The 21,545-nt window shown below is 70.8% G+C and carries 18 protein-coding genes; 4 read left to right on the forward strand and 14 right to left on the reverse strand.

All coding sequences use genetic code 11. The features are described from left to right. Window positions 1–95: 95 nt before the first annotated feature. The 10 genes from secG to uvrA all read right to left on the reverse strand — a co-directional run bounded on the left by secG (window position 96) and on the right by uvrA (window position 12,446). Entirely contained in the window at window positions 96–332 is a 237-nt protein-coding gene (gene secG / locus OG294_RS13280) for a preprotein translocase subunit SecG (protein ID WP_327066692.1), read from the reverse strand. Window positions 333–425: 93 nt separating this feature from the next. Beyond that, on the reverse strand, window positions 426–1,211 hold the full coding sequence (gene tpiA, locus OG294_RS13285) for a triose-phosphate isomerase (RefSeq protein ID WP_327066693.1): 786 nt from the start codon (window positions 1,209–1,211) through the stop codon (window positions 426–428). A 3-nt stretch (window positions 1,212–1,214) separates the two neighbouring features. Next, window positions 1,215–2,426 (reverse strand): phosphoglycerate kinase, encoded by a 1,212-nt coding sequence (locus tag OG294_RS13290; protein WP_327066694.1) that lies wholly within the window; start codon window positions 2,424–2,426, stop codon window positions 1,215–1,217. A gap of 177 nt (window positions 2,427–2,603) precedes the next feature. Beyond that, entirely contained in the window at window positions 2,604–3,608 is a 1,005-nt protein-coding gene (gene gap / locus OG294_RS13295) for a type I glyceraldehyde-3-phosphate dehydrogenase (protein ID WP_327066695.1), read from the reverse strand. Window positions 3,609–3,811: 203 nt separating this feature from the next. Continuing rightward, on the reverse strand, window positions 3,812–4,792 hold the full coding sequence (gene whiA / locus OG294_RS13300) for a DNA-binding protein WhiA (protein WP_035841998.1): 981 nt from the start codon (window positions 4,790–4,792) through the stop codon (window positions 3,812–3,814). Beyond that, window positions 4,783–5,862, reverse strand: a complete 1,080-nt coding sequence (locus OG294_RS13305; RefSeq protein WP_442789151.1) for a gluconeogenesis factor YvcK family protein — start codon at window positions 5,860–5,862, stop codon at window positions 4,783–4,785. Before OG294_RS13305 ends, whiA begins: the two co-directional genes overlap by 10 nt. 46 nt (window positions 5,863–5,908) lie before the next feature. Beyond that, window positions 5,909–6,793: an RNase adapter RapZ gene (rapZ, locus tag OG294_RS13310; protein WP_442789152.1), complete on the reverse strand. Its 885-nt coding sequence runs from the start codon at window positions 6,791–6,793 to the stop codon at window positions 5,909–5,911. Between the two features lie 57 nt (window positions 6,794–6,850). Continuing rightward, the gene (gene uvrC / locus OG294_RS13315) at window positions 6,851–8,905 is read right to left on the reverse strand and encodes an excinuclease ABC subunit UvrC (RefSeq protein ID WP_327066696.1); all 2,055 of its coding nucleotides are present in this window, start codon (window positions 8,903–8,905) and stop codon (window positions 6,851–6,853) included. 78 nt (window positions 8,906–8,983) lie between these two features. Then, the gene (locus tag OG294_RS13320; RefSeq protein WP_327066697.1) at window positions 8,984–9,424 is read right to left on the reverse strand and encodes a Rieske (2Fe-2S) protein; all 441 of its coding nucleotides are present in this window, start codon (window positions 9,422–9,424) and stop codon (window positions 8,984–8,986) included. 118 nt (window positions 9,425–9,542) lie between these two features. Further along, entirely contained in the window at window positions 9,543–12,446 is a 2,904-nt protein-coding gene (uvrA, locus tag OG294_RS13325) for an excinuclease ABC subunit UvrA (protein ID WP_327066698.1), read from the reverse strand. Window positions 12,447–12,693: 247 nt separating this feature from the next. Here uvrA and OG294_RS13330 point away from each other — a divergent pair, with 247 nt between their 5' ends. The 3 genes from OG294_RS13330 to OG294_RS13340 all read left to right on the forward strand — a co-directional run bounded on the left by OG294_RS13330 (window position 12,694) and on the right by OG294_RS13340 (window position 15,421). Continuing rightward, complete coding sequence (locus OG294_RS13330; RefSeq protein ID WP_327066699.1) at window positions 12,694–13,455, forward strand: maleylpyruvate isomerase family mycothiol-dependent enzyme; 762 nt, start codon at window positions 12,694–12,696, stop codon at window positions 13,453–13,455. 54 nt (window positions 13,456–13,509) lie between these two features. Continuing rightward, complete coding sequence (locus OG294_RS13335) at window positions 13,510–14,163, forward strand: MBL fold metallo-hydrolase (RefSeq protein ID WP_327066700.1); 654 nt, start codon at window positions 13,510–13,512, stop codon at window positions 14,161–14,163. Window positions 14,164–14,518: 355 nt separating this feature from the next. Next, complete coding sequence (locus tag OG294_RS13340) at window positions 14,519–15,421, forward strand: GDSL-type esterase/lipase family protein (protein ID WP_327066701.1); 903 nt, start codon at window positions 14,519–14,521, stop codon at window positions 15,419–15,421. Between the two features lie 48 nt (window positions 15,422–15,469). Here OG294_RS13340 and OG294_RS13345 read toward each other — a convergent pair whose 3' ends face one another. From OG294_RS13345 to zapE, 4 genes are all read right to left on the reverse strand, one after another. Beyond that, window positions 15,470–16,369: a TerC family protein gene (locus OG294_RS13345; RefSeq protein WP_327066702.1), complete on the reverse strand. Its 900-nt coding sequence runs from the start codon at window positions 16,367–16,369 to the stop codon at window positions 15,470–15,472. 218 nt (window positions 16,370–16,587) lie between these two features. After that, a complete protein-coding gene (locus OG294_RS13350) occupies window positions 16,588–17,169 on the reverse strand; it encodes a TerD family protein (RefSeq protein ID WP_327066703.1) in 582 nt (193 codons plus the stop codon). A gap of 204 nt (window positions 17,170–17,373) precedes the next feature. Then, window positions 17,374–19,464 carry an excinuclease ABC subunit UvrB gene (gene uvrB / locus OG294_RS13355; RefSeq protein ID WP_327066704.1) on the reverse strand — a complete coding sequence of 697 codons (2,091 nt, stop codon included), beginning with the start codon at window positions 19,462–19,464 and terminating at the stop codon, window positions 17,374–17,376. A gap of 61 nt (window positions 19,465–19,525) precedes the next feature. Then, window positions 19,526–20,596, reverse strand: coding sequence for a cell division protein ZapE (gene zapE / locus OG294_RS13360; RefSeq protein ID WP_327066705.1), 1,071 nt, complete (start codon window positions 20,594–20,596; stop codon window positions 19,526–19,528). A 37-nt stretch (window positions 20,597–20,633) separates the two neighbouring features. Here zapE and OG294_RS13365 point away from each other — a divergent pair, with 37 nt between their 5' ends. Continuing rightward, window positions 20,634–21,428, forward strand: coding sequence for a pyrimidine reductase family protein (locus OG294_RS13365; protein ID WP_327066706.1), 795 nt, complete (start codon window positions 20,634–20,636; stop codon window positions 21,426–21,428). Window positions 21,429–21,545 lie beyond the last annotated feature (117 nt).

Genomic DNA, 21,545 nt, shown 5'->3' on the forward strand with positions numbered 1-21,545 from the left:
TGCCGACCGGCCGCCCGCTGCGGACAGTGGCAAGTTGTCCTAGTGTACGGAGCGAATAAGGATCTGTCCGCACCGCCTTCAGAACTGAGGCCTGATCAGCTCTTGACCTTGATCAGCAGACCCAGTACGACGATGCAGGCGAACCAGCAGAGGCCCACGATGACGGTGATGCGGTCCAGGTTGCGCTCGGCCACCGCGGAACCGCCGCCGGCCGACATCGCGCCGCCACCGAACATGTCGGACAGACCGCCGCCCTTGCCCTTGTGCAGCAGCACCAGCAGGACCATGATCAGGCTGAAGATGATCAGGGCAATCGAGAACCCGAGAACCACGGCGGGACCAACTCTCTCGTTCTATTGGGTCATGGGCTAAGGGCCGGACCCCCCTCGGAGGCCCGGCCCAAAGACTACGTTGCTGCGGGGGCGTTAGCCTACCGCCTGCTCACGGTACCGCACGATCTTGACGAACTCGTCGGCGTCCAGCGAGGCCCCACCGACCAGGGCGCCGTCCACGTCCGGCTTGGCCATCAGGCCGGCCGCACTGGAGGACTTCACCGAACCGCCGTACAGGATACGGACCTTTCCGGCCAGCTCGGCGTCGTACAGCTCGGCCAGCCGGGCCCGGATCGCGGCGCAGACCTCCTGCGCGTCCTCGGGGGTGGCCACCTCGCCGGTGCCGATCGCCCAGACCGGCTCGTAGGCGACGACGATGCTCTCGGCGTGCGCGGCCGGGACGCCGTCCAGCGCGCCGTCCAGCTGGGCCAGCGTGTGCTCGACGTGGGTGCCGGCCTTGCGCACCTCCAGCGGCTCGCCCACGCACAGGATCGGGGTGATCCCGCTGCGGTAGGCGGCCTTGACCTTGGCGTTGACGATCTCCTCGGTCTCGCCGTGGTACTGGCGGCGCTCCGAGTGGCCGATCACCGCGAAGGTGCACTTCAGCTTCGCGAGCATCGGGCCCGAGACCTCGCCGGTGTAGGCACCGGAGTCGTGCGCCGAGATGTCCTGCGAGCCGTACTTGATCTTCAGCTTGTCGCCGTCGACCAGGGTCTGCACCGAGCGCAGGTCGGTGAACGGCGTGAGCACCGCCACCTCGACCGCGTCGTAGTCCTTGTCGGCCAGCGCGAACGCCAGCTTCTGGGTGTGCTGGATGGCCTCGAGGTGGTTGAGGTTCATCTTCCAGTTGCCCGCCATCAGCGGGAGGCGCTCACTCATTGATCAGCCTTCCAGGGCGGCGATACCGGGGAGCGTCTTGCCCTCCAGGTACTCGAGGCTCGCGCCACCGCCGGTCGAGATGTGTCCGAACGCGTTCTCGTCGAAGCCGAGGATGCGCACGGCTGCTGCCGAGTCGCCGCCACCGACCACGGTGAACCCCGGGCTGCCGAGCAGCCCCTGGGCAACGGCCTTGGTGCCGTTGGCGTAGTCCGGGTGCTCGAAGACACCCATCGGGCCGTTCCAGAAGACGGTGCCCGCGTCCGCCAGCTTCTCGGCGAACAGCTCCCGCGTCTTCGGGCCGATGTCCAGGCCCTCCTTGTCGGCCGGAATCGCGTCGCTCGCGACCAGCTCCGGATTGGCCGGAGCCTTGGTCTTGAGGTCGGGGAAGTCCGAGGAGACCAGGACGTCCACCGGCAGGACGAACTCCACGCCCCGCTTCTCGGCCCGGGCCAGGTACTCCAGGCAGACCGGGATCTGGTCCTTCTGCAGCAGCGAGATGCCCACCTCGTGGCCCTTGGCCGCGAGGAAGGTGTACGCCATGCCGCCGCCGATCAGGATCCGGTCGGCCTTCTCCAGCAGGTTGTCGATCACCCCGAGCTTGTCGGAGACCTTGGCGCCGCCGAGCACCACCACGTACGGGCGGGCCACCTCGTCGGTGAGCTTCTTCAGCACGGCGAGCTCGGTGGCGATCAGGTCGCCGACCGCGTGCGGCAGCCGGGCCGGCAGGTCGAAGACCGAGGCGTGCTTGCGGTGCACCGCGCCGAAGCCGTCGCCGACGTAGAGGTCGGACAGAGCAGCGAGTTGGTCGGCGAAGGCGCCGCGCTCGGCGTCGTCCTTGCTCGTCTCACCGGCGTTGAAGCGCAGGTTCTCCAGCAGCGTGACCTCGCCGTTGGCCAGAGCGGCAACGGTGGCCTTCGCGCTGTCCCCCACGGTGTCGCTCGCGAAGGAGACGTTCCTGTCGAGGATCTCGCCCAGGCGCACGGCAACCGGCGCGAGCGAGAACTGCGGGTCCGGCGCGCCCTTGGGACGGCCGAGGTGGGAGGCGACGATCACCTTGGCGCCGGCCTCGGCCAGCTTGGCGATGGTCGGGGCGACGGCGCGGATCCGGCCGTCGTCGGTGATGGTGGTGCCCTCCAGCGGCACGTTCAGGTCGGCGCGGACGAAAACCCGCTTGCCTTCCACACCGTCTTGAATGAGTTCGTCGATGGTCTTCACGGTCTTCGTTCTCCAGGGGGGAGAGAGGGGGCCCAGGAACAGTGGCGCTGGGAGTGGCGCAGCGCCCGGCAACTCGGGAACACCCGCAGGGAAGAGGGTGCGTGGGCAGGGGCAGGGCCCGGACGCGGTGTCCGCGCTCCGGGCCCTGCTCCTCACATCACGTCAGCTTCCGCTGCGTCAGAGCTGGCCACCGACGAGGGTGGTCAGGTTGACGAGGCGGTTCGAGTAGCCCCACTCGTTGTCGTACCAGCCGAAGACCTTGACCTGGTTGCCCTGGACCATGGTCATCAGCGAGTCGAAGATCGTGGAGAACGGCGAGTTGACGATGTCGGAGGAGACGATCGGGTCCTCCGTGTACTGCAGGATGCCCTTGAGGGAGCCCTCGGAGGCCTTCTGGAAGGCCGCGTTGACCTCCTCGACGGTGACCTCGCGCTCCAGGGTGACGACCAGGTCGGTGATCGAACCGGTCGGGACCGGGACGCGCAGCGAGGTGCCGTCCAGCTTGCCCTTGAGCTCCGGCAGCACCAGCGCGGTGGCCTTGGCGGCACCGGTGGAGGTCGGGATGATGTTCAGCGCGGCGGCACGGGCACGGCGCAGGTCCTTGTGCGGGAAGTCAAGGGTGACCTGGTCGTTGGTGTAGGCGTGGACGGTGGTCATCAGACCCTTGACGATGCCGAAGTTCTCGTTCAGCACCTTGGCCAGCGGCGCCACGCAGTTGGTGGTGCAGGAGGCGTTGGAGATGACGGTGTGCTTGGCGGCGTCGTACTTCTCGTCGTTGACGCCCATGACGATGGTGACGTCCTCGTCGGTGGCCGGGGCCGAGATGATGACCTTCTTCGCACCGGCGGCGACGTGCTTCTTTGCCTGGTCGGCCTTGGTGAAGATACCGGTGGACTCGATCACGATGTCGACGCCCAGCTCACCCCAGGGGAGGTTGGCCGGGTCGCGCTCGGCGATCACCTTGAACGTGTGGCCGTCCACCGTGATGCTGTCGGCGGTGTGGCTCACCTCGGCCTGGAGGGTGCCCAGGATCGAGTCGTACTTGAGCAGGTGAGCGAGGGTCTTGGTGTCGGTGAGGTCGTTGACGCCGACGATCTCGATGTCCGCGCCCTGGGACTTGACCGCGCGGAAGAAGTTGCGGCCGATGCGGCCGAATCCGTTGATGCCTACCCGGATCGTCACGAACCGATCTCCTCTAAGGTACGCCGGGCTATGCCGACGGGGGTGGAAATTGGGATGTCCCCGACCACCACTGACCCTACCCCGCACGCGGTCGCCTAGGCACATCCGCCCTTCGTCAAGACCCTGGCGTGGCGTATTTCGGAATACGCCACGCCATGTTCGCCGATGTGCACCGATATCCGCGCCGGGAGCCGCCCCACGGGCTAGTTGAGCGCCATCTCCTCCGTCAGGTTGGCCTCGGTGCTGGGCAGTCCCAGCTCCATCGCCCGCTTGTCGGCCATCGCCAGCAGCCGCCGGATCCGGCCCGCCACCGCGTCCTTGGTCAGCGGCGGATCGGCGAGCGCGCCGAGCTCCTCCAGCGAGGCCTGCTTGTGCTGCATCCGCAACTGGCCGGCCGCCGCGAGGTGCTCGGGCACCTCGTCGCCGAGGATCTCCAGCGCCCGCTGCACCCGAGCCCCGGCGGCCACCGCCGCGCGGGCCGAGCGGCGCAGGTTGGCGTCGTCGAAGTTGGCCAGCCGGTTCGCGGTGGCCCGCACCTCGCGGCGCAGCCGGCGCTCCTCCCAGGCCAGCACCGACTCGTGCGCGCCGAGCCGGGTGAGCAGCGCGCCGATCGCGTCGCCGTCGCGGATCACCACCCGGTCCGCGCCGCGCACCTCGCGGGCCTTGGCCGGGATGCCGAGCCGGCGGGCGGCGCCGACCAGCGCGAGCGCCGCCTCGGAGCCGGGGCAGGTGATCTCCAGCGAGGAGGAGCGGCCCGGCTCGGTCAGCGAGCCGTGCGCCAGGAAGGCGCCGCGCCAGGCCGCCTCGGCGTCACAGGTCGCGCCGGAGACCACCGCCGGGGGCAGGCCCCGGATCGGTCGACCCCGGCCGTCCACCAGCCCGGTCTGCCGGGCCAGCAACTCACCGTCCTTGATCACCCGGACCACGTACCGGCTGCCGCGCCGCAGGCCGCTGGGGGCCATCACCACCAGTTCGGAGGCGTGGCCGAAGATCTCCAGCAGGTCCTTGCGCAGCCGCCGGGCCGCAATGCCGGTGTCGAGCTCCGCCTCGATCACGATCCGACCGCTCACAATGTGCAGTCCGCCCGCGAATCGCAGGATCGCCGACACCTCAGCCTTGCGACAGCAGGCCCGGGTGACGGGGAGCCGGCTGATTTCGTCCTTCACCGCTGCCGTCATCGCCATGGGCCGATCCTTCCATGTGTCCGGAAAATCCGGTCGTACGCGGCGGCCAGAAGCTCCGGGTCGTGTCGCGGGGTCCCGTCGGCGCCGGCCACCTTGTCCAGCACCAGCGCGGCCCCCATCCGCTCGGCCGCCTTCTCCAGGCCGGCCAGGTCGGCCACCCCGAAGGCGCCGCCGGTCACCGCGCGCTCGTCCACCAGGATCGCATCCACACCCAGTTCCGGAGCGTGGTCGGCGATGACCTCCAGGTGGCGCTGCGGGGTGAAGCCCTCGGTCTCGCCGGGCTGCGGGGCCAGGTTCAGGGTCAGCAGGCGGCGGGCCTTGGTCTCGATCAGCGCCTTGGCCAGCTCGGGGACCAGCAGGTGCGGCAGCACGCTGGTGAACCAGGAGCCGGGTCCGAGCACCACCCAGTCCGCCTCCAGGACCGCCGCCACCGCCTCCGGCACCGCCGGCGGCTCCTCGGGCAGCAGCCGGACCGACTGCACGGTGCCCGGGGTGATGGCCACGTCGGCCTGGCCGCGCACGGCGGTCACCCGCGCGGGGTGGGCCGGGTCGTGGCCGCGCACCTGGGCCTCGATGTCCAGCGGGACGGCGGACATCGGCAGCACCCGGCCCTGCACGTTGAGCAGCCGGCCCACCCACTCCAGGGCGGCGACCGGATCGCCGAGCTTCTCCCAGAGCGCCACGATCAGCAGGTTGCCCACCGCGTGGCCGCCCAGCTCGCCGGAGCCGGTGAAGCGCTGCTGGATCACCTCGGACCAGGTGCGGCCCCAGTCGTCGTCACCGCACAGCGCGGCCAGCGCCTTGCGCAGGTCGCCGGGGGGCAGCACGCCGAGCTCGGCGCGCAGCCGCCCGCTGGAGCCGCCGTCGTCGGCCACCGTGACCACGGCGGTCAGGTCGGAGGTGAGGCGGCGCAGCGCGGAGAGCGAGGCGGACAGGCCCTGGCCGCCGCCGAGCGCGGTGATCCGCGGCGCCGCCCCCTTCGTCGCGGAGACCGACCTCTTCTGTGCGCCCGGGGAACCCCGCTCGGCGGCCTTGTGCTGGTATTGCCGCCCTGGCGAGTATCCCGTCACACCTACCCCACGTTCCTGTGCTGTCGGCGGTGCTGGGGGACCGCCGCTACTCCCGTCCCATGTCGCGGTGCACCAGCACCGTTTCCACGCCGTCGGCGATCAGACGCTTCGTCAGCCGCTCCGACATGGCCACGCTGCGATGCTTGCCACCGGTGCAGCCTACGGCAAGCGTCATGTAGCGCTTACCCTCTCGGCGATAACCCTCGGTGACAATGCGCAGAAGCTCGGCGTAACCGTCCAGGAACTCCTTGGCACCGGGCTGCTGGAACACGTAGTCCGCGACGTCCGTATCCGTACCGGTTCGTGCCCGTAGTTCCGGCACCCAGTGCGGATTGGGCAGGAACCGGCAGTCCACCACGAGGTCCGCGTCGACCGGCAGGCCGTACTTGAAACCGAAGGACATCACGGTGCAGCGCAGCTCGGGCTCGTCGTGGTCGGCAAACTGGGCGTCCAGCTTGGCCCGCAGCTGGTGGACGTTGAGGTCCGAGGTGTCGATCACCAGGTCGGCCTCGCCGCGCAACTCGCGCAGCAGGTCGCGCTCCTGCGCGATGCCGTCGACGATCCGGCCCTCACCCTGCAGCGGGTGCGGGCGGCGCACGCTCTCGAAGCGGCGCACCAGGGCGTCGTCACCGGACTCCAGGTAGACCACGCGCATCCGGATGCCGCGCTTGTCCAGCTCCTCCAGCGAGGCCCGCAGGTCGTCGAAGAACTGCCGCCCCCGGACGTCGACCACCACGCCGATCCGGGCCACCGCGCCCTGCGAGCGGGCGCCGAGGTCGACCATGGTGGGGATGAGGGCCGGCGGCAGGTTGTCGACCACGAACCAGCCGAGGTCCTCCAGGCACTTGGCGGCCGTGCTGCGGCCGGCTCCGGACATGCCGGAGATGATCACCAGCTCCGGTGGGGTCTCGCCCACATCAGACACTGTCACTTCGGTTCCCCGCTCTCGCGTGCATCTGCTGTAAAAACGTGTGCGCCGCGCTCGACGTCACGCCTGGCCCGGTCGCACGGTCGGCTGGACCGGGTCGGCAGGGCCATCCTCCATGATCTCGCCTGTGGCGGTGTTCACCGCGAATGCCGCGGGTTGCCGGGACGCCAACGCCTGGACAACAGTCTCCGCCGTGCGGCGCCCGATGCCGGGGACGGCGCAGATCTCCTCCACGCTGGCGGCGCGCAGCTTCTTCACCGAGCCGAAGTGCTTGAGCAGCGCGGTGCGTCGGGTCTCCCCCAGGCCGGGCACGGCGTCCAGGCCGCCGGATCCGGTCAGCCGCTTGGCGCGCTTGCTGCGCTGGTAGGAGATGGCGAACCGGTGCGCCTCGTCGCGCACCCGCTGCAGCAGGTAGAGGCCCTCGCTGCTGCGCGGCAGCACCACCGGGTCGTCCTGGTCGGGCAGCCAGACCTCCTCCAGGCGCTTGGCCAGCCCGCACAGCGCGACGTCGTCGATGCCGAGTTCGTCCAGCGCGCGCCTGGCGGCGGCCACCTGGGGCTGGCCGCCGTCGACCACCAGCAGCTGCGGCGGGTAGGCGAAGCGGCGCGGGCGCCCGGTCTCCGGATCGACCGGGCCGCCGGGCAGCGCGTCGTCGTCCACACCGCCGTCGCCGTCGCCGGGCAGGCTCTGCTCGGGCACCGCCCACTCGCCGGTCCGCTCGCGCTCCTGGAGGTAGCGGCGGAACCGGCGGCTGATCACCTCGTGCATCGAGCGGACGTCGTCCTGGCCCTCGAAGCCCTTGATCTGGAAGCGCCGGTACTCGCTCTTGCGGGCCAGGCCGTCCTCGAAGACCACCATCGAGGCGACCACGTCCTCGCCCTGCAGGTGCGAGATGTCGAAGCACTCGATCCGCAGCGGCACCGAGTCCAGCTCCAGCGCGTCGGCGATCTCCTGCAGCGCCCGGCTGCGGGTGGTCAGGTCCGAGGCCCGCTTGGTCTTGTGCAGCGCCAGCGCCTGCTGGGCGTTGCGCCCGACGGTGGCCATCAGGTCCTTCTTGTCGCCGCGTTGCGGCACCCGCAGGTCGACCTGGCTGCCGCGCAGGCCGGTCAGCCACTCGCGCACCGGCTCGGCCGGCTCGGGCAGCGCGGGCACCAGCACCTCGCGCGGCACCGCCTCGCTGCCGCCGCCGTAGAGCTGCTGCAGGGCGTGCTCGACCAGCGCGGCGGTGTCCACGTCCTCGACCTTGTCGGTGACCCAGCCGCGCTGGCCGCGCACCCGGCCGCCGCGGACGTGGAAGATCTGTACCGCGGCCTCGAGTTCGTCCTCGGCCAGCGCGAGCAGGTCGGCGTCGGTGCCGTCCGCGAGCACCACGGCGTTCTTCTCCATGGCCCGCTTGAGCGCCCCGATGTCGTCGCGCAGCCGGGCCGCCTTCTCGTACTCCATCTCGGCGGCGGCCTCGGCCATCTGCTCCTCCAGGCGGCGCAGGTGGTTGCCGGTGCGCCCGGCCATGAAGTCGCAGAACTCCTCGGCCAGCTCCCGGTGTTCGTCGGCGCTGACCTTGCCGACGCAGGGCGCGGCGCACTTGCCGATGTAGCCCAGCAGGCAGGGGCGGCCGACCTGCTTGGCGCGCTTGAAGACCCCGGTGGAGCAGGTGCGCACCGGGAAGACGCGCAGCAGCAGGTCGACGGTCTCGCGGATCGCCCAGGCGTGCCCGTACGGGCCGAAGTAGCGCACGCCCTTCTTGTGTGCCCCGCGCATCACCTGCACCCGGGGGAACTCCTCGTTCAGCGTCACCGCGAGCTCGGGATAGCTCTTGTCGTCGCGGTACTTGACGTTGAACCGGGGGTCGAACTCCTTGATCCAGGAGTACTCCAGCTGGAGCGCCTCGACCTCGGTGCCGACCACGGTCCACTCCACCGAGGCGGCGGTGGTGACCATGGTGGCGGTGCGCGGGTGCAGGTTCGCCAGGTCCTGGAAGTACGAGGACAGGCGCGGGCGCAGGCTCTTGGCCTTGCCCACGTAGATCACCCGGCCGTGCTCGTCCCGGAACCGGTAGACCCCGGGCGAGGGTGGGATCGCTCCCGGCGCCGGGCGGTAGGTGGACGGGTCGGCCATCGTGGTCCCCCTCGTGCTGCGCTGTGACTGCTAAAACCCTAGCTCCCGGGGCCGACGGCCGGGGCCGGCCGGCCGAGATCAGCTCGGCGTCACGGTGAGCTTGCCGCCGGCCACCGCGACCTGGTAGCTGGGCAGCGGGCTCGGCGCCGGGCCGTCGGCGACCGAGCCGTCGGCGATGTTGAAACGGCTGCCGTGGCACGGGCACTGGATCTGGTTGTTCTTGACCTGGTCGACCAGGCAGCCGGCGTGCGTGCAGCGGGCGCTGAACGCCTTGTACTCGCCGGCGCTGGGCTGGGTGACCACGATCCGCTGGTCGGCGTAGACCTTGCCGCCGCCCACCGGCACGGCCGAGGCGTCGCCCAGGTCCACCGGCGTGGGCGCGGCCTTCGCCTGGCTCTTGCTGCCGCCCGAGCTCTCGCAGCCGCTCAGGACGAGGGCGGAGCCGCCGGCCAGCGCTGCCGCGCCGCAGCAGAGCAGGGTGCGGCGGGTGGTGGTGGGCGTCTGGTCGGCCTCGGACATGGTGCTGGCTCCCTGCGGGGGTGGGGCGGGTGGACGGGCGGCAGTCTAGGCCCTCTCCCATGGGCCGGACCCCGCCCCCGGGGCCGCCCGCCGAGGGACGGCCCCGGGAGGGTGGCCGTTACTTCTTGGCCGCCGCGCGCTTGCGGGCGGCCCGCGGGGCCGGGACCGGCGCGTCGCTCACCCGGTCGCCCAGGATGTCGCGCAGGAACTTGCCGGTGTGGCTGTCCGTGGTGGCGGCGATCTCCTCGGGGGTGCCCTCGGCGATCACCGTGCCACCGCCGTTGCCGCCCTCGGGACCCATGTCCACGATCCAGTCGGCGGTCTTGATCACATCGAGGTTGTGCTCGATGACGATCACCGTGTTGCCCTTTTCGACCAGACCGGAGAGCACCTTGATCAGCTTGCTGATGTCCTCGAAGTGCAGGCCGGTGGTCGGCTCGTCCAGCACGTAGACGGTCCGCCCGGTGGAGCGCTTCTGCAGCTCGGCGGCGAGCTTGACGCGCTGCGCCTCACCGCCGGAGAGGGTCGGCGCGCTCTGGCCGAGCCGGACGTAGCCGAGGCCGACGTCGTTGAGGGTGCGCAGGTGGCGGGCGATCGCCGGGACCGCCTCGAAGAAGTGCAGCGCCTCCTCGATCGGCATGTCCAGCACCTCGGCGATGGACTTGCCCTTGTAGTGCACCTCCAGCGTCTCGCGGTTGTAGCGGGCGCCGTGGCAGACCTCGCACGGGACGTAGACGTCCGGCAGGAAGTTCATCTCGATCTTGATGGTGCCGTCGCCCGAGCAGTTCTCGCAGCGGCCGCCCTTGACGTTGAAGGAGAACCGGCCCTGCAGGTAACCGCGCACCTTCGCCTCGGCGGTCTCCGCGAAGAGCTTGCGGACGTGGTCGAAGACGCCGGTGTAGGTGGCCGGGTTGGACCGCGGGGTGCGGCCGATCGGCGACTGGTCGACGTGCACCACCTTGTCCACCAGATCGGTGCCGGTGACCCGGGTGTGCCGGCCCGGCACGCTGCGCGCGCCGTTCAGCTCGCGCGCCAGGTGGGTGTAGAGGATGTCGTTGACCAGGGTGGACTTGCCCGAGCCCGAGACGCCGGTGATCGCGGTGAACATCCCCAGCGGGAAGCCGACCGTGACGTCCTTGAGGTTGTGCTCGCGGGCGCCGTGCACCACGATCTGGCGCTTCTTGTCGCGCGGGCGGCGCACGGTGGGGATCGGGATCGAGCGCTTGCCGGAGAGGTACTGGCCGGTCAGCGACTGCTCGTTGGCCAGCAGCTCCTTCAGCCCGCCGGAGTGCACCACCTTGCCGCCGTGCTCGCCGGCGCCGGGGCCGATGTCGACCACCCAGTCGGCGGTCTTGATGGTGTCCTCGTCGTGCTCGACCACGATCAGCGTGTTGCCGATGTCGCGCAGCCGGACCAGGGTCTCGATCAGCCGGTGGTTGTCGCGCTGGTGCAGGCCGATGGACGGCTCGTCCAGCACGTAGAGCACGCCGACCAGGCCGGAGCCGATCTGGGTGGCGAGCCGGATCCGCTGCGCCTCACCGCCGGACAGGGTGCCGGCCGCGCGGTTGAGCGAGAGGTAGTCGAGGCCGACGTCGACCAGGAACCGCAGCCGCTCGTTGACCTCCTTCAGCACCCGCTCGGCGATCTTCTTGTCCCGGGCGGTGAGCTTCATCGCGCTCAGGAAGTCGGCGCAGTCGCTGATCGACATCGCCGAGACCTCGGCGATCGACTTGCCCTGCACGGTGACCGCGAGCACCACCGGCTTGAGCCGGGTGCCCTCGCAGGTGGGGCACGGCACCTCGCGCATGTAGCCCTCGAAGCGCTCGCGACCGCTGTCGGTCTCCGCCTCGTTGTGCTTGCGCTGGACGAACGGGATCACGCCCTCGAACCCGGTGACCCAGGACCGGGCCTTGCCGTAGCGGTTGTTGTAGCGGACCTCGACCTTGGCCTTGTGGCCGTAGAGCAGCGCCTTCTTGGCCCGGGCCGGCAGCCCGGCCCACGGGATGTCGGTCCGGAAGCCGACCTCGGTGGCGAGCGCGTCGATCAGGTGGCCGAAGTACTCGCGCAGGTGGCCGCCGGTCCACGGGTGGATGGCGCCCTCGTCCAGCGACTTCTGGTCGTCGGGGACCACCAGCTCGGGGTCCACCTCCATCCGGCTGCCGAGGCCGGTGCACTCGGGGCAGGCGCCGAACGGGGAGTTGAAGGAGAACGAGCGCGGCTCCAGCTCCTCGAAGGAGACGTCGTCGTACGGGCAGTAGAGGTGCTCGGAGTACATCCGCTCACGCTCGGGGTCGTCCGCGTCGAGGTCGACGAAGTCCAGCACCACCATGCCGCCGGAGAGCTTGAGCGCCGTCTCCACCGAGTCGGTCAGGCGGCGCTTGGCGCTCTCCTTGACGGTGAGGCGGTCGATGACCACCTCGATGGTGTGCTTCTCCTGCTTCTTGAGCTTGGGCGGCTCGGCCAGCTGGACCGTCTCGCCGTCCACCCGGGCCCGGGCGTAGCCCTTGGACTGCAGGTCGGCGAAGAGGTCGACGAACTCGCCCTTGCGCTCGCGCACCACCGGGCTGAGCACCTGGAACCTGGTGCCCTCGGCGAGCTCCAGCACCTTGTCCACGATCGCCTGCGGGGACTGCTTGGCGATCGGGCGCCCGCAGTGCGGGCAGTGCGGCTTGCCCACCCGGGCGAAGAGCAGCCGCAGGTAGTCGTAGACCTCGGTGATGGTGCCGACCGTGGACCGGGGGTTGCGGTTGGTGGACTTCTGGTCGATCGAGACGGCCGGCGAGAGGCCCTCGATGAAGTCGACGTCCGGCTTGTCCATCTGGCCGAGGAACTGCCGGGCGTAGGAGGACAGCGACTCGACGTAACGCCGCTGCCCCTCGGCGAAGATCGTGTCGAAGGCCAATGACGACTTGCCCGACCCGGAGAGACCCGTGAAGACGATCAGGGAGTCCCGGGGCAGGTCGAGCGAGACGTTCTTGAGGTTGTGCTCGCGAGCACCGCGGACGATGAGGCGGTCGGCCACTGCTTCTGGCGCCTTTCTCCGGGAACGGGCATTGCTTCCAGTGTCACCGATCAGCGTATCGCTCATGCGTTCGAACAACGATCGCGTCCAGTCGGGTCCACCCGTACGAGTGAAGCGCACCCCACTGACAACCGTCCGGATCCCGGGAAACCCCCCTGCTCGGCGCCCGGCCCAGCGATAGCCTTCGCCCTGCACGGCCCAACGAGCCCGGGCCTGCCACGTCACGCACGCCAAGAGGGGGCCCTCGATGACCACCACCCAGCCCGACCCGCACGCCGACCTGGCCAAGGTCGCGGAGAGCACCGAGCGCCTGCTGCACACCGTCGCCGCCCTCGATCCGGCCGCGCTCGCCGAGCCGTCCGCGCTGCCCGGCTGGACCCGCGGCCACGTGCTCACCCACCTCGCCCGCAACGCCGACTCGCTGGTCAACCTGGTCGAGTCGGCCCGCACCGGCCGGGACATCCCGCAGTACGCCAGCAGCCAGGCCCGCGACGAGGACATCGAGAAGGGCGCCGGGCGTCCGCTCGTCGAGCAGCTGGCCGACCTGCGGGCCAGCGCCGTGCGGCTGGCCGAGGCCGTCGCCACACTGCCCGAGGCGGCCTGGGGCGCCCAGCTCAAGCACCGGCTCGGCTACGTCTTCCCCGCGCGCGACCTGCCCTGGAAGCGGCTGGCCGAACTGGAGTACCACCACGTCGACCTGGCCGTCGGCTACAGCCCCGCGCACTGGCCCGAGGAGTTCGCCGCGGTCGAGTTCGGCAAGCTGGCGGCCCGGTTCGCCCAGCTGGACGGCCTGCCGCCGCTCGAACTGCTCGCCGAGGACACCGGTGCCAAGGCCAGTCTCGGCACCCGCGAGGGCGCGGTGCCCGAGCAGCGGGCCGAGGGCCCGGTGCGCGCCCTGACCGCCTGGCTCTCCGGCCGCTCGGACGGCGACGGCCTGCAGGTGCACCGCGACGGCGGCGCGCTGGCCGACCCGCGCTCGGCCCTGCCCGCGCTCCCCCCGATGGGCTGACGCGCGATCATAGGCCCCGTACCCATTGGCCGGAACAGCCAGAAGGAGCACCCCTTGAGCTACCACGGAGCCGTCAAGGTCGGCGGTCCGCCGGACGTCCGCGAACTCGCCCATCTGATCATCACCAAGGTGGCGGTCGGCCCGTTCGACAACAACGCCTACCTGCTGCGCTGCCGGGCCACCGACGAGCAGCTGCTGATCGACGCGGCCGCCGACGCCCCGACGCTGCTGGAGACCGTCGGCGACCAGCTGGCCACCGTGGTCACCACCCACCGCCACCAGGACCACTGGGCCGCGCTGGCCGAGGTGGTCGCGGCCACCGGCGCCCGCACGGCGGCGGGCCGCCACGACGCCGAGGGCATCCCCGTCCCCACCGACCTGCTGCTGGACGACGGCGACACCCTGCGGGTCGGCGAGGCGACCCTCACCGTGCGCCACCTGGTCGGCCACACCCCCGGCGCCATCGTGCTGGTCTACGACGACCCCGAGGGCCACCCCCACGTCTTCACCGGCGACTGCCTCTTCCCCGGCGGCATCGGCAACACCCACCAGGACAAGGCCGCCTTCGAGAGCCTCTACCGGGACGTCACCACCAAGCTCTTCGACGCCCTGCCCGACGAGTCCTGGGTCTACCCCGGCCACGGCAAGGACACCACCCTCGGCACCGAGCGCCCCCACCTCACCGAGTGGCGCGACCGCGGCTGGTGACACCGCCGCCGATCCTCGCCGTCACACCACCGGGATGCCCCGCCGGAATCGGTTCCGGCGGGGCATCCCGCGCGAAGCGGCCGCGTCCCCGGCGCCCTGAGGGCACCCCAGGTTGAAAGGCCGTCATGACCGGGCGACGGCGGCCTCGTCGTCCACGCGAAGGAAGCCGGCGGAGCCGGCGGCGGCACCGCCCCGGGCCCAACCTCCGCGCCCGGCAGCCTGGTTGGCGGCGATCGCCGCTGCGCGAAAGGGACGGGTGCACACCCTCGTCCAATCCCGACCGGTTCCGACCGCATAGTATCTTCTTCTGCCCACCACGGGCCCCTCACAACAGCGCCCGACTGGAAGCGAAGCCATGCCTCCCCGTACCAGGCCCTCTGCCGGCCGTCTCCTGCCCGCCGTCCTGCTGGCGACGACTGTCCTCGCCGGCTGCGCGACCACTGGCACGCACACCTCGGCGGCACTCGCCAACGCGGCGCCCGCGCAGGCCTCTGCGGTGTCCACCCCGACCAGCGCGTCCGCCACCGCCCCCTCCTCGGACACCGTCGTCGTCATCGGGGCCTCGGTCTCGGGCGGCTACCGCGCCTACCCGACTCCGGCCTGGCCCACCGCACTTGCCGCCCGCCTGGAGAAGGCCAACGATCCGGTCACCGTCGTCAACGCCAGCATCGGATCCACCCGGCTGCTCGCCGACAACGGCCCGAGCGTGCCCAACTCGCTGGGCCGCGAGGACAAGGACGCGCTCGACGTGCCGGGCGTGAGCACGATCGTGCTCACCGACCTCATCAACGACATCCAGCAGACCCCGCACCAGTACAACGCCGATGCGATCACCACGGGGATAAAGGAGTTCGCGGCCCGGGCCCACGCCCGCCACGTCAGGGTCGTCGTCACCACCATCTCGCCCTACGGCGGGTACATGCGGTACGAGGACGCCGGCGAACAGACCCGCGAGAAGGTCAACCAGTTCATCCGGCACAGCCACGCCATCGACGGCTACATAGACTTCGACGCCGCCCTCAAGGACCCGGCCGACCCCACCCGCCTGCGCCCCGCCTACGACTCCGACGACCACCTCCACCCCAACGGCGCCGGGCACAGCGCGATGACCCAGAGCATCGACCTCGCCCTCTTCAACCCCTCGCACGGGAACGGCCACGGCCACCCCTACCGCTGGGCCGCAGCCGGCGTGCTCGCCCTGGGCCTGGCTCTCGGCGCCCTGGGCCTCCTCCACCGCCGCAGGCGCCACCGCCACTGACGCGCGGCACGAGGACGGTGCCGCCGGACCCGGCGGCACCGTCCCGCCTCAGCCGATCGCCTGGCGCCTGGAGGCGCGCAGGCTGGTGACCGTGGTGACGCCCAGGACCAGCACGATGAAGCCGAGGGAGACCGGGATCCCGATCTGCGGCACGTGCAGCCCGCTCTCGTGCAGCGCGTGCAGCACCAGCTTCACGCCGATGAAGCCGAGGATCAGCGAGAGCCCGTAGGACAAGTGGACCAGGCGCTTCAGCAGGCCGCCGATCAGGAAGTACAGCTGGCGCAGGCCCATCAGCGCGAAGGCGTTGGCGGTGAAGACGATGTACGGGTCCTGGGTCAGACCGAAGATGGCCGGGATCGAGTCCAGCGCGAAGAGCACGTCGGTGGTGCCGATGGCCAGTATCACCACGGTCATCGCGGAGATCGCCGGGAAGCGCCGGCGGACCGCCGTCAGCAGCTTGCTCTCCTCGAACTCGTCGTCCTGATGGCCACCCCGGGCCTCCTTGATCAGCTTCCAGGCCGTCCAGATCAGGAACGCGCCGAAGAAGTAGAAGACCCAGGAGAAGCTCGCGATCAGCGCCGCGCCGCCGGCGATGAAGACCGCCCGCAGCACCAGCGCTATCAGCACCCCGACCATCAGCACCCGCTGCTGGTGGATCCTGGGCACCGCGAACTTGGCCATGATCAGCACGAAGACGAAGAGGTTGTCGACGCTCAGCGACTTCTCGGTGACGTAGCCGGCGAAGAACTCACCGGCCGGCTGCCCGCCGCCGTACCACCACAGGAAGCCGCCGAAGAGCAGCGCCAGCACCACCCAGACCACGGTCCAGATGCCGGCCTCCTTGATGGAGACCTCGTGCGGCTTGCGGCCACCGATGAAGAAGTCGGCGGCGATCAGGGCGATCAGCACCCCGATGGTGGTCGCCCACAGGGCGAGGGAAACGTCCATGAAGCTGGTCCTCCGGCATCCATCGTCTGCCGGAGGTCTCTTCCGTCCTGCGGGCCGCGCAAGGGCCGCAAGGGCCGGCGCCGCCGAGGACCGGTGCCCCGGGCCGACCGATACGCGGTCGCCGTGATGACGGGAACACCGTAGGGGGAATACTCCCCTCCGTTCCAAGAAGAGTAACAGCTAGTACCAAGAGAAGGTAAAGACGGCCCCGGCACCGGCTACAGGAACGGCTCGATGGCCGGCAGCAGGTCCTGGAAGGTCCGTGCCTTCGCCGGGGCACCGATCGCCTGCATCCCCCAGCCGCCGGCCGGGTCGCGGTACACCTTGGCCATGATCTGGCCGGTGTGCCCGCCACCGCCGCTCAGCTCGTAGCGGGCCAGCTCCTGGCCGCTGGTCTCGTCGATCAGCCGGCAGTGCGCGTGCCGCACCTCGGCGAAGGTCTGGCCGGTGTAGGAGCTGACGGTGAAGACCACCTGGGTGATCTGGGCCGGGATGCGGGCCAGGTCCACCACGATCGACTCGTCGTCGCCACCGGCGCCCGCGCCGCCCACCAGGTTGTCCCCGGTGTGCCGCACCGAGCCGTCCTTGCTCACCAGCTGCTGGAAGAAGACCACGTCGGCGGGGGTGTGCTCGGCGTACAGCAGGGCCGAGGCGTCCAGGTCGATCTGTCGGCTCCGGCTGCCGAACAGGCCCCGCTTGGGCGCCGCGCGCCATCCCAGGCCCATCCGGACCACGCTCAGCGACTCGCCGCTGACCTTCCGCAGGCTCACCTGCTGACCCTTGGTCAGATTCACCGACACGGTGTTCTCCCCTTCATCTCGGCCCGTACGCGATTCGCGCACGGACCAGCGTCGGATCACCCCGCTGCCGTCCCCCGGCTGAGGCCCCCCGGGCTGCTGTCCGCCTGGATACGTCGCCTGCCAACCCTAGGGCCTGGGGGTCGCCCCCACCAGGGGCGCCCCCCGCGCGTCAAGAGGCGTGTTGGAAGAGGATCACGCCTGGTCTCAGGCGATGCCCGTCTCCTTCAACCGGCGCAACTCCTTCTTCAGGTCCTTGACCTCGTCCCGCAACCTGGCGGCCACCTCGAACTGGAGCGAGGCGGCGGCGGCGTGCATCCGCTCGGTCATCTCCTGGATCGTGTCGGCCAGCTCGGTGGCCGGCCGGCTGCCGCCCTTGGCCCGGGCCGCACCGAGCGCGGGGACCGGGGCCTTGGCCTTCGCGCCGTCCCGGTAGCCGGTGTTCAGCAGCTCCTCGGTGTCCACCTCCTCACGGGCCAGGGTGTCCAGGATGTCGCCGATCTTCTTGCGCAGCGGCTGCGGGTCGATGCCGTGCTTCTCGTTGTAGGCCTGCTGGACGACCCGGCGGCGGTTGGTCTCCTCGATCGCCCTCTCCATCGCCGCGGTGATCTTGTCCGCGTACATGTGGACCTGGCCGGAGACGTTGCGGGCGGCACGGCCGATGGTCTGGATCAGCGAGGTGCCCGAGCGCAGGAAGCCCTCCTTGTCGGCGTCCAGGATCGCCACCAGCGAGACCTCGGGCAGGTCCAGGCCCTCGCGCAGCAGGTTGATGCCGACCAGCACGTCGTACTTGCCGGCCCGCAGCTCGCGCAGCAGCTCCACCCGGCGCAGCGTGTCGATGTCGCTGTGCAGGTAGCGGACCCGGATGTCCAGGCCGACCAGGTAGTCGGTGAGGTCCTCGGACATCTTCTTGGTGAGCGTGGTGACCAGCACCCGCTCGTCCCGCTCGACCCGCAGCCGGATCTCGTGCACCAGGTCGTCGATCTGGCCCTCGGTCGGCTTGACGATCACCTCCGGGTCGATCAGGCCGGTGGGGCGGATGATCTGCTCGACCTGGCCGTCGCCGCGGGACAGCTCGTAGGGGCCGGGGGTGGCCGACAGGTAGACGGTCTGGCCGACCCGCTCCAGGAACTCCTCCCACTTGAGCGGGCGGTTGTCGAGCGCCGAGGGCAGCCGGAAGCCGTGCTCCACCAGGGTGCGCTTGCGCGAGGCGTCGCCCTCGTACATCGCGCCGATCTGCGGGACGGTCACGTGCGACTCGTCGATCACCAGGAGGAAGTCCTCCGGGAAGTAGTCCAGCAGCGTGTTGGGCGCGGTGCCCGGCTCGCGGCCGTCGAAGTGCATCGAGTAGTTCTCCACGCCCGAGCAGCTGCCGATCTGACGGAGCATCTCGATGTCGTAGGTGGTGCGCATCCGCAGCCGCTGGGCCTCCAGCAGCTTGCCCTGCTTCTCCAGCACGGCCAGCCGCTGCGCCAGCTCCTGCTCGATGCCGGCGACCGCGCGCTCCATCCGCTCCGGGCCCGCGACGTAGTGGGTGGCGGGGAAGACGTGGATCGCCTCGTGCTGGCTGATGATCTCACCGGTGAGCGGGTGCAGCGTGTAGAGCGACTCGATCTCGTCGCCGAACATCTCGATCCGCAGCGCCAGTTCCTCGTAGACCGGGAAGATCTCCACGGTGTCGCCGCGCACCCGGAAGGTACCGCGGGTGAAGGCCAGGTCGTTGCGGGTGTACTGGATGTCGACGAAGCGCCGCAGCAGGGCGTCCCGGTCGATCTCCTCGCCGACGTTCAGCCGCACCATCCGGTCCACGTACTCCTGCGGGGTGCCGAGGCCGTAGATGCAGGAGACCGAGGCGACCACGACCACGTCGCGCCGGGTGAGCAGCGAGTTGGTGGCCGAGTGGCGCAACCGTTCGACCTCCTCGTTGATCGAGGAGTCCTTCTCGATGTAGGTGTCCGTCTGCGGGACGTACGCCTCGGGCTGGTAGTAGTCGTAGTACGAGACGAAGTACTCGACGGCGTTGTTGGGCAGCAGCTCGCGGAACTCGTTGGCGAGCTGGGCGGCCAGCGTCTTGTTCGGCGCCATCACCAGCGTGGGCCGCTGGAGCTTCTCGATCATCCACGCGGTGGTGGCCGACTTGCCGGTGCCGGTGGCGCCGAGCAGGACGACGTCCTTCTCGCCCGCGCGGATGCGGCGCTCCAGCTCGGCGATGGCCGCCGGCTGGTCGCCGTTGGGCTGGTAGGGGCTGACGACCTCGAAGGGCGCCGTGGTCCGCTCAATGTTCGTGATGGGTCGCACGAGACCACCGTACGACCCGGCACCGACAAGCGGAGACGCCCGGCAGGATCCGCAGAAGGCGCTAGCGGGCGGAGTCCCGGGCCAGCGCCACCAGGCGGGAGATCGCCCGCAGGTACTTCTTGCGGTAGCCGCCGGCCAGCATCTCCTCGGAGAAGACCTGGTCGAAGGGGATGCCGGAGGCCGTGATCGGCAGTTCCCGGTCGTACATCCGGTCGGCCAGCACCACCAGGCGCAGCGCCGTGGACTGGTCGGTCACCGGGCAGACCCCGCGCAGGAAGACGGCGTGCACGTCGTCGAGCAGCGCGCCGTACCGGCTGGGGTGCACCACCGAGAGGTGGCCGAGCAGCGCGCCGAAGTCGTCCAGCGCCGCGCCCGGGGTGCCGGCGGCGCGCTCGGCCACCTGCTCGTCGGTGTACGGCGGCGGGGCGGCCGGCAGCCCGCGGTGGCGGTAGTCCTGCCCGTCGATCCGCACCGGGCGGAAGTGCGCGGAGAGCCCCTGGATCTCGCGCAGGAAGTCGGCAGCCGCGAACCGGCCCTCGCCGAGCTTCTCGGGCAGCGTGTTGGAGGTGGCGGCCAGCTTGACCCCGGCCTCCACCAGGCGCGAGAGCAGGGTGGAGACCAGCACGGTGTCGCCCGGGTCGTCCAGCTCGAACTCGTCGATGCAGAGCAGCTTGTGCTCGGAGAGCGTCTGCACCGCCTGCTGGAAGCCGAGCGCGCCCACCAGGTTGGTCAGCTCCACGAAGGTGCCGAACGCCTTGGGACCGGGCACCGCGTGCCAGAGCGAGGCCAGCAGATGGGTCTTGCCCACGCCGTAGCCGCCGTCCAGGTAGACCCCGGCCGGGCCGGTGGGCGCCGCCGCCTTGCGGAACCAGCCGCGCTTGGGGGCCGCCGTCGCGTTCAGACCGGCCGCGAACTCCTCCAGCACCCGCACCGCCTCCAGCTGGCTGGGCTGGGTGGCGTCCGGCAGGTAGGAGCCGAAGCTGACCCCGGCGAACCGCGGCGGCGGGACCATCTCCGCGACCAGCCGCTGCGCCGGGACCACCGGGCGGCGCTCGGTCAGCGCGATGGGGGCACCGGTGACCGTAGCGGTCGCTCCGGTCGCTATGGCTTCGGGGTGGGAGGCTGCGGACACGGTAATAAAGCCTACTGGCCGTGGAAGACTGCCTGGCATGCGCCAGCTGATCCGTCCGTCACACTCCCCGGTCGAACACGCCGACCCCGCCGACACCGAAGGGGCGGCGCTCAGCTCGCTCGCCGAGCTGGCCGAGGTCTACGCCTACCCCGAGTCGGTGCGGTCGGGACGGCCCTGGCTGCGCGCCAACATGGTCGGCTCGCTGGACGGGGCGGCCCGGCTGGCCGGCCTCTCCGAGGGGCTGTCCAGCGAGGCCGACAAACGGATCTTCGGCGTGCTGCGGGCCCTGTGCGACGTGGTGATCGTGGGCGCCGAAACGGTCCGCGCCGAGGGCTACCGCCCGGCCCGCGCGCGGGCCGACTTCGCCGCCGCCCGGGCGGCGGCGGGGCAGACCCCGGCCCCGGTCATCGCGGTGGTCAGCCGGAGCCTCTCGCTCGACCTGGGCGCCCCGCTGTTCACCGAGCCGCTGGTGCGCACCGTGGTGATCGCGCCGGCGGACGCGCCGGCCGAGGCCCGCGCCGCCGTCGCCGAGGTGGCCGACCTGATCACGGTGGGCCGCGGCGCGGTCGACCTGGTGGCGGCCCAGGCCGCGCTGACCGCTCGCGGCTGGACCCGCCAGCTCACCGAGGGCGGCCCGCGCCTGCTGGGTCAGCTGGCCGCCGCGGGCCTGCTCGACGAGCTCTGCCTGTCGCTGGCACCGCTGCTGACCGCGGGCGCGGCGCCACGGATCATGCACGGTGCGGAAATGGCAGACGCGCAACGGATGCGGCTGGTCTCATTGATCGAGCAGAAAGGTTTCCTCTTCACCCGCTACTGCCGTACCCCCGGGTAACCGTCCCTTGAATCGCCGCTGAACCACCCCTGAACGCACCGGCGTCAGCGGCCCGGTCGGCGATCACTCCCCCGTGGCCCGAGTGCCGCGTGTGCCGCGTGAGGAAAGCTTCCTCCG

This window comes from Kitasatospora sp. NBC_01302 (assembly GCF_035976515.1).
In the GTDB taxonomy this organism is placed as follows: domain Bacteria; phylum Actinomycetota; class Actinomycetes; order Streptomycetales; family Streptomycetaceae; genus Kitasatospora.

Excerpts from the sequence above, each read along its gene's own strand:
- tpiA (WP_327066693.1), bottom strand. The coding sequence starts at position 1,211 with ATGAGTGAGCGCCTCCCGCTGATGGCGGGCAACTGGAAGATGAACCTC.
- whiA (WP_035841998.1), bottom strand. The coding sequence starts at position 4,792 with ATGGCGATGACGGCAGCGGTGAAGGACGAAATCAGCCGGCTCCCCGTC.
- uvrC (WP_327066696.1), bottom strand. The coding sequence starts at position 8,905 with ATGGCCGACCCGTCCACCTACCGCCCGGCGCCGGGAGCGATCCCACCC.
- OG294_RS13320 (WP_327066697.1), bottom strand. The coding sequence starts at position 9,424 with ATGTCCGAGGCCGACCAGACGCCCACCACCACCCGCCGCACCCTGCTC.
- OG294_RS13330 (WP_327066699.1), top strand. The coding sequence starts at position 12,694 with ATGACCACCACCCAGCCCGACCCGCACGCCGACCTGGCCAAGGTCGCG.
- OG294_RS13340 (WP_327066701.1), top strand. The coding sequence starts at position 14,519 with ATGCCTCCCCGTACCAGGCCCTCTGCCGGCCGTCTCCTGCCCGCCGTC.
- OG294_RS13345 (WP_327066702.1), bottom strand. The coding sequence starts at position 16,369 with ATGGACGTTTCCCTCGCCCTGTGGGCGACCACCATCGGGGTGCTGATC.
- OG294_RS13365 (WP_327066706.1), top strand. The coding sequence starts at position 20,634 with ATGCGCCAGCTGATCCGTCCGTCACACTCCCCGGTCGAACACGCCGAC.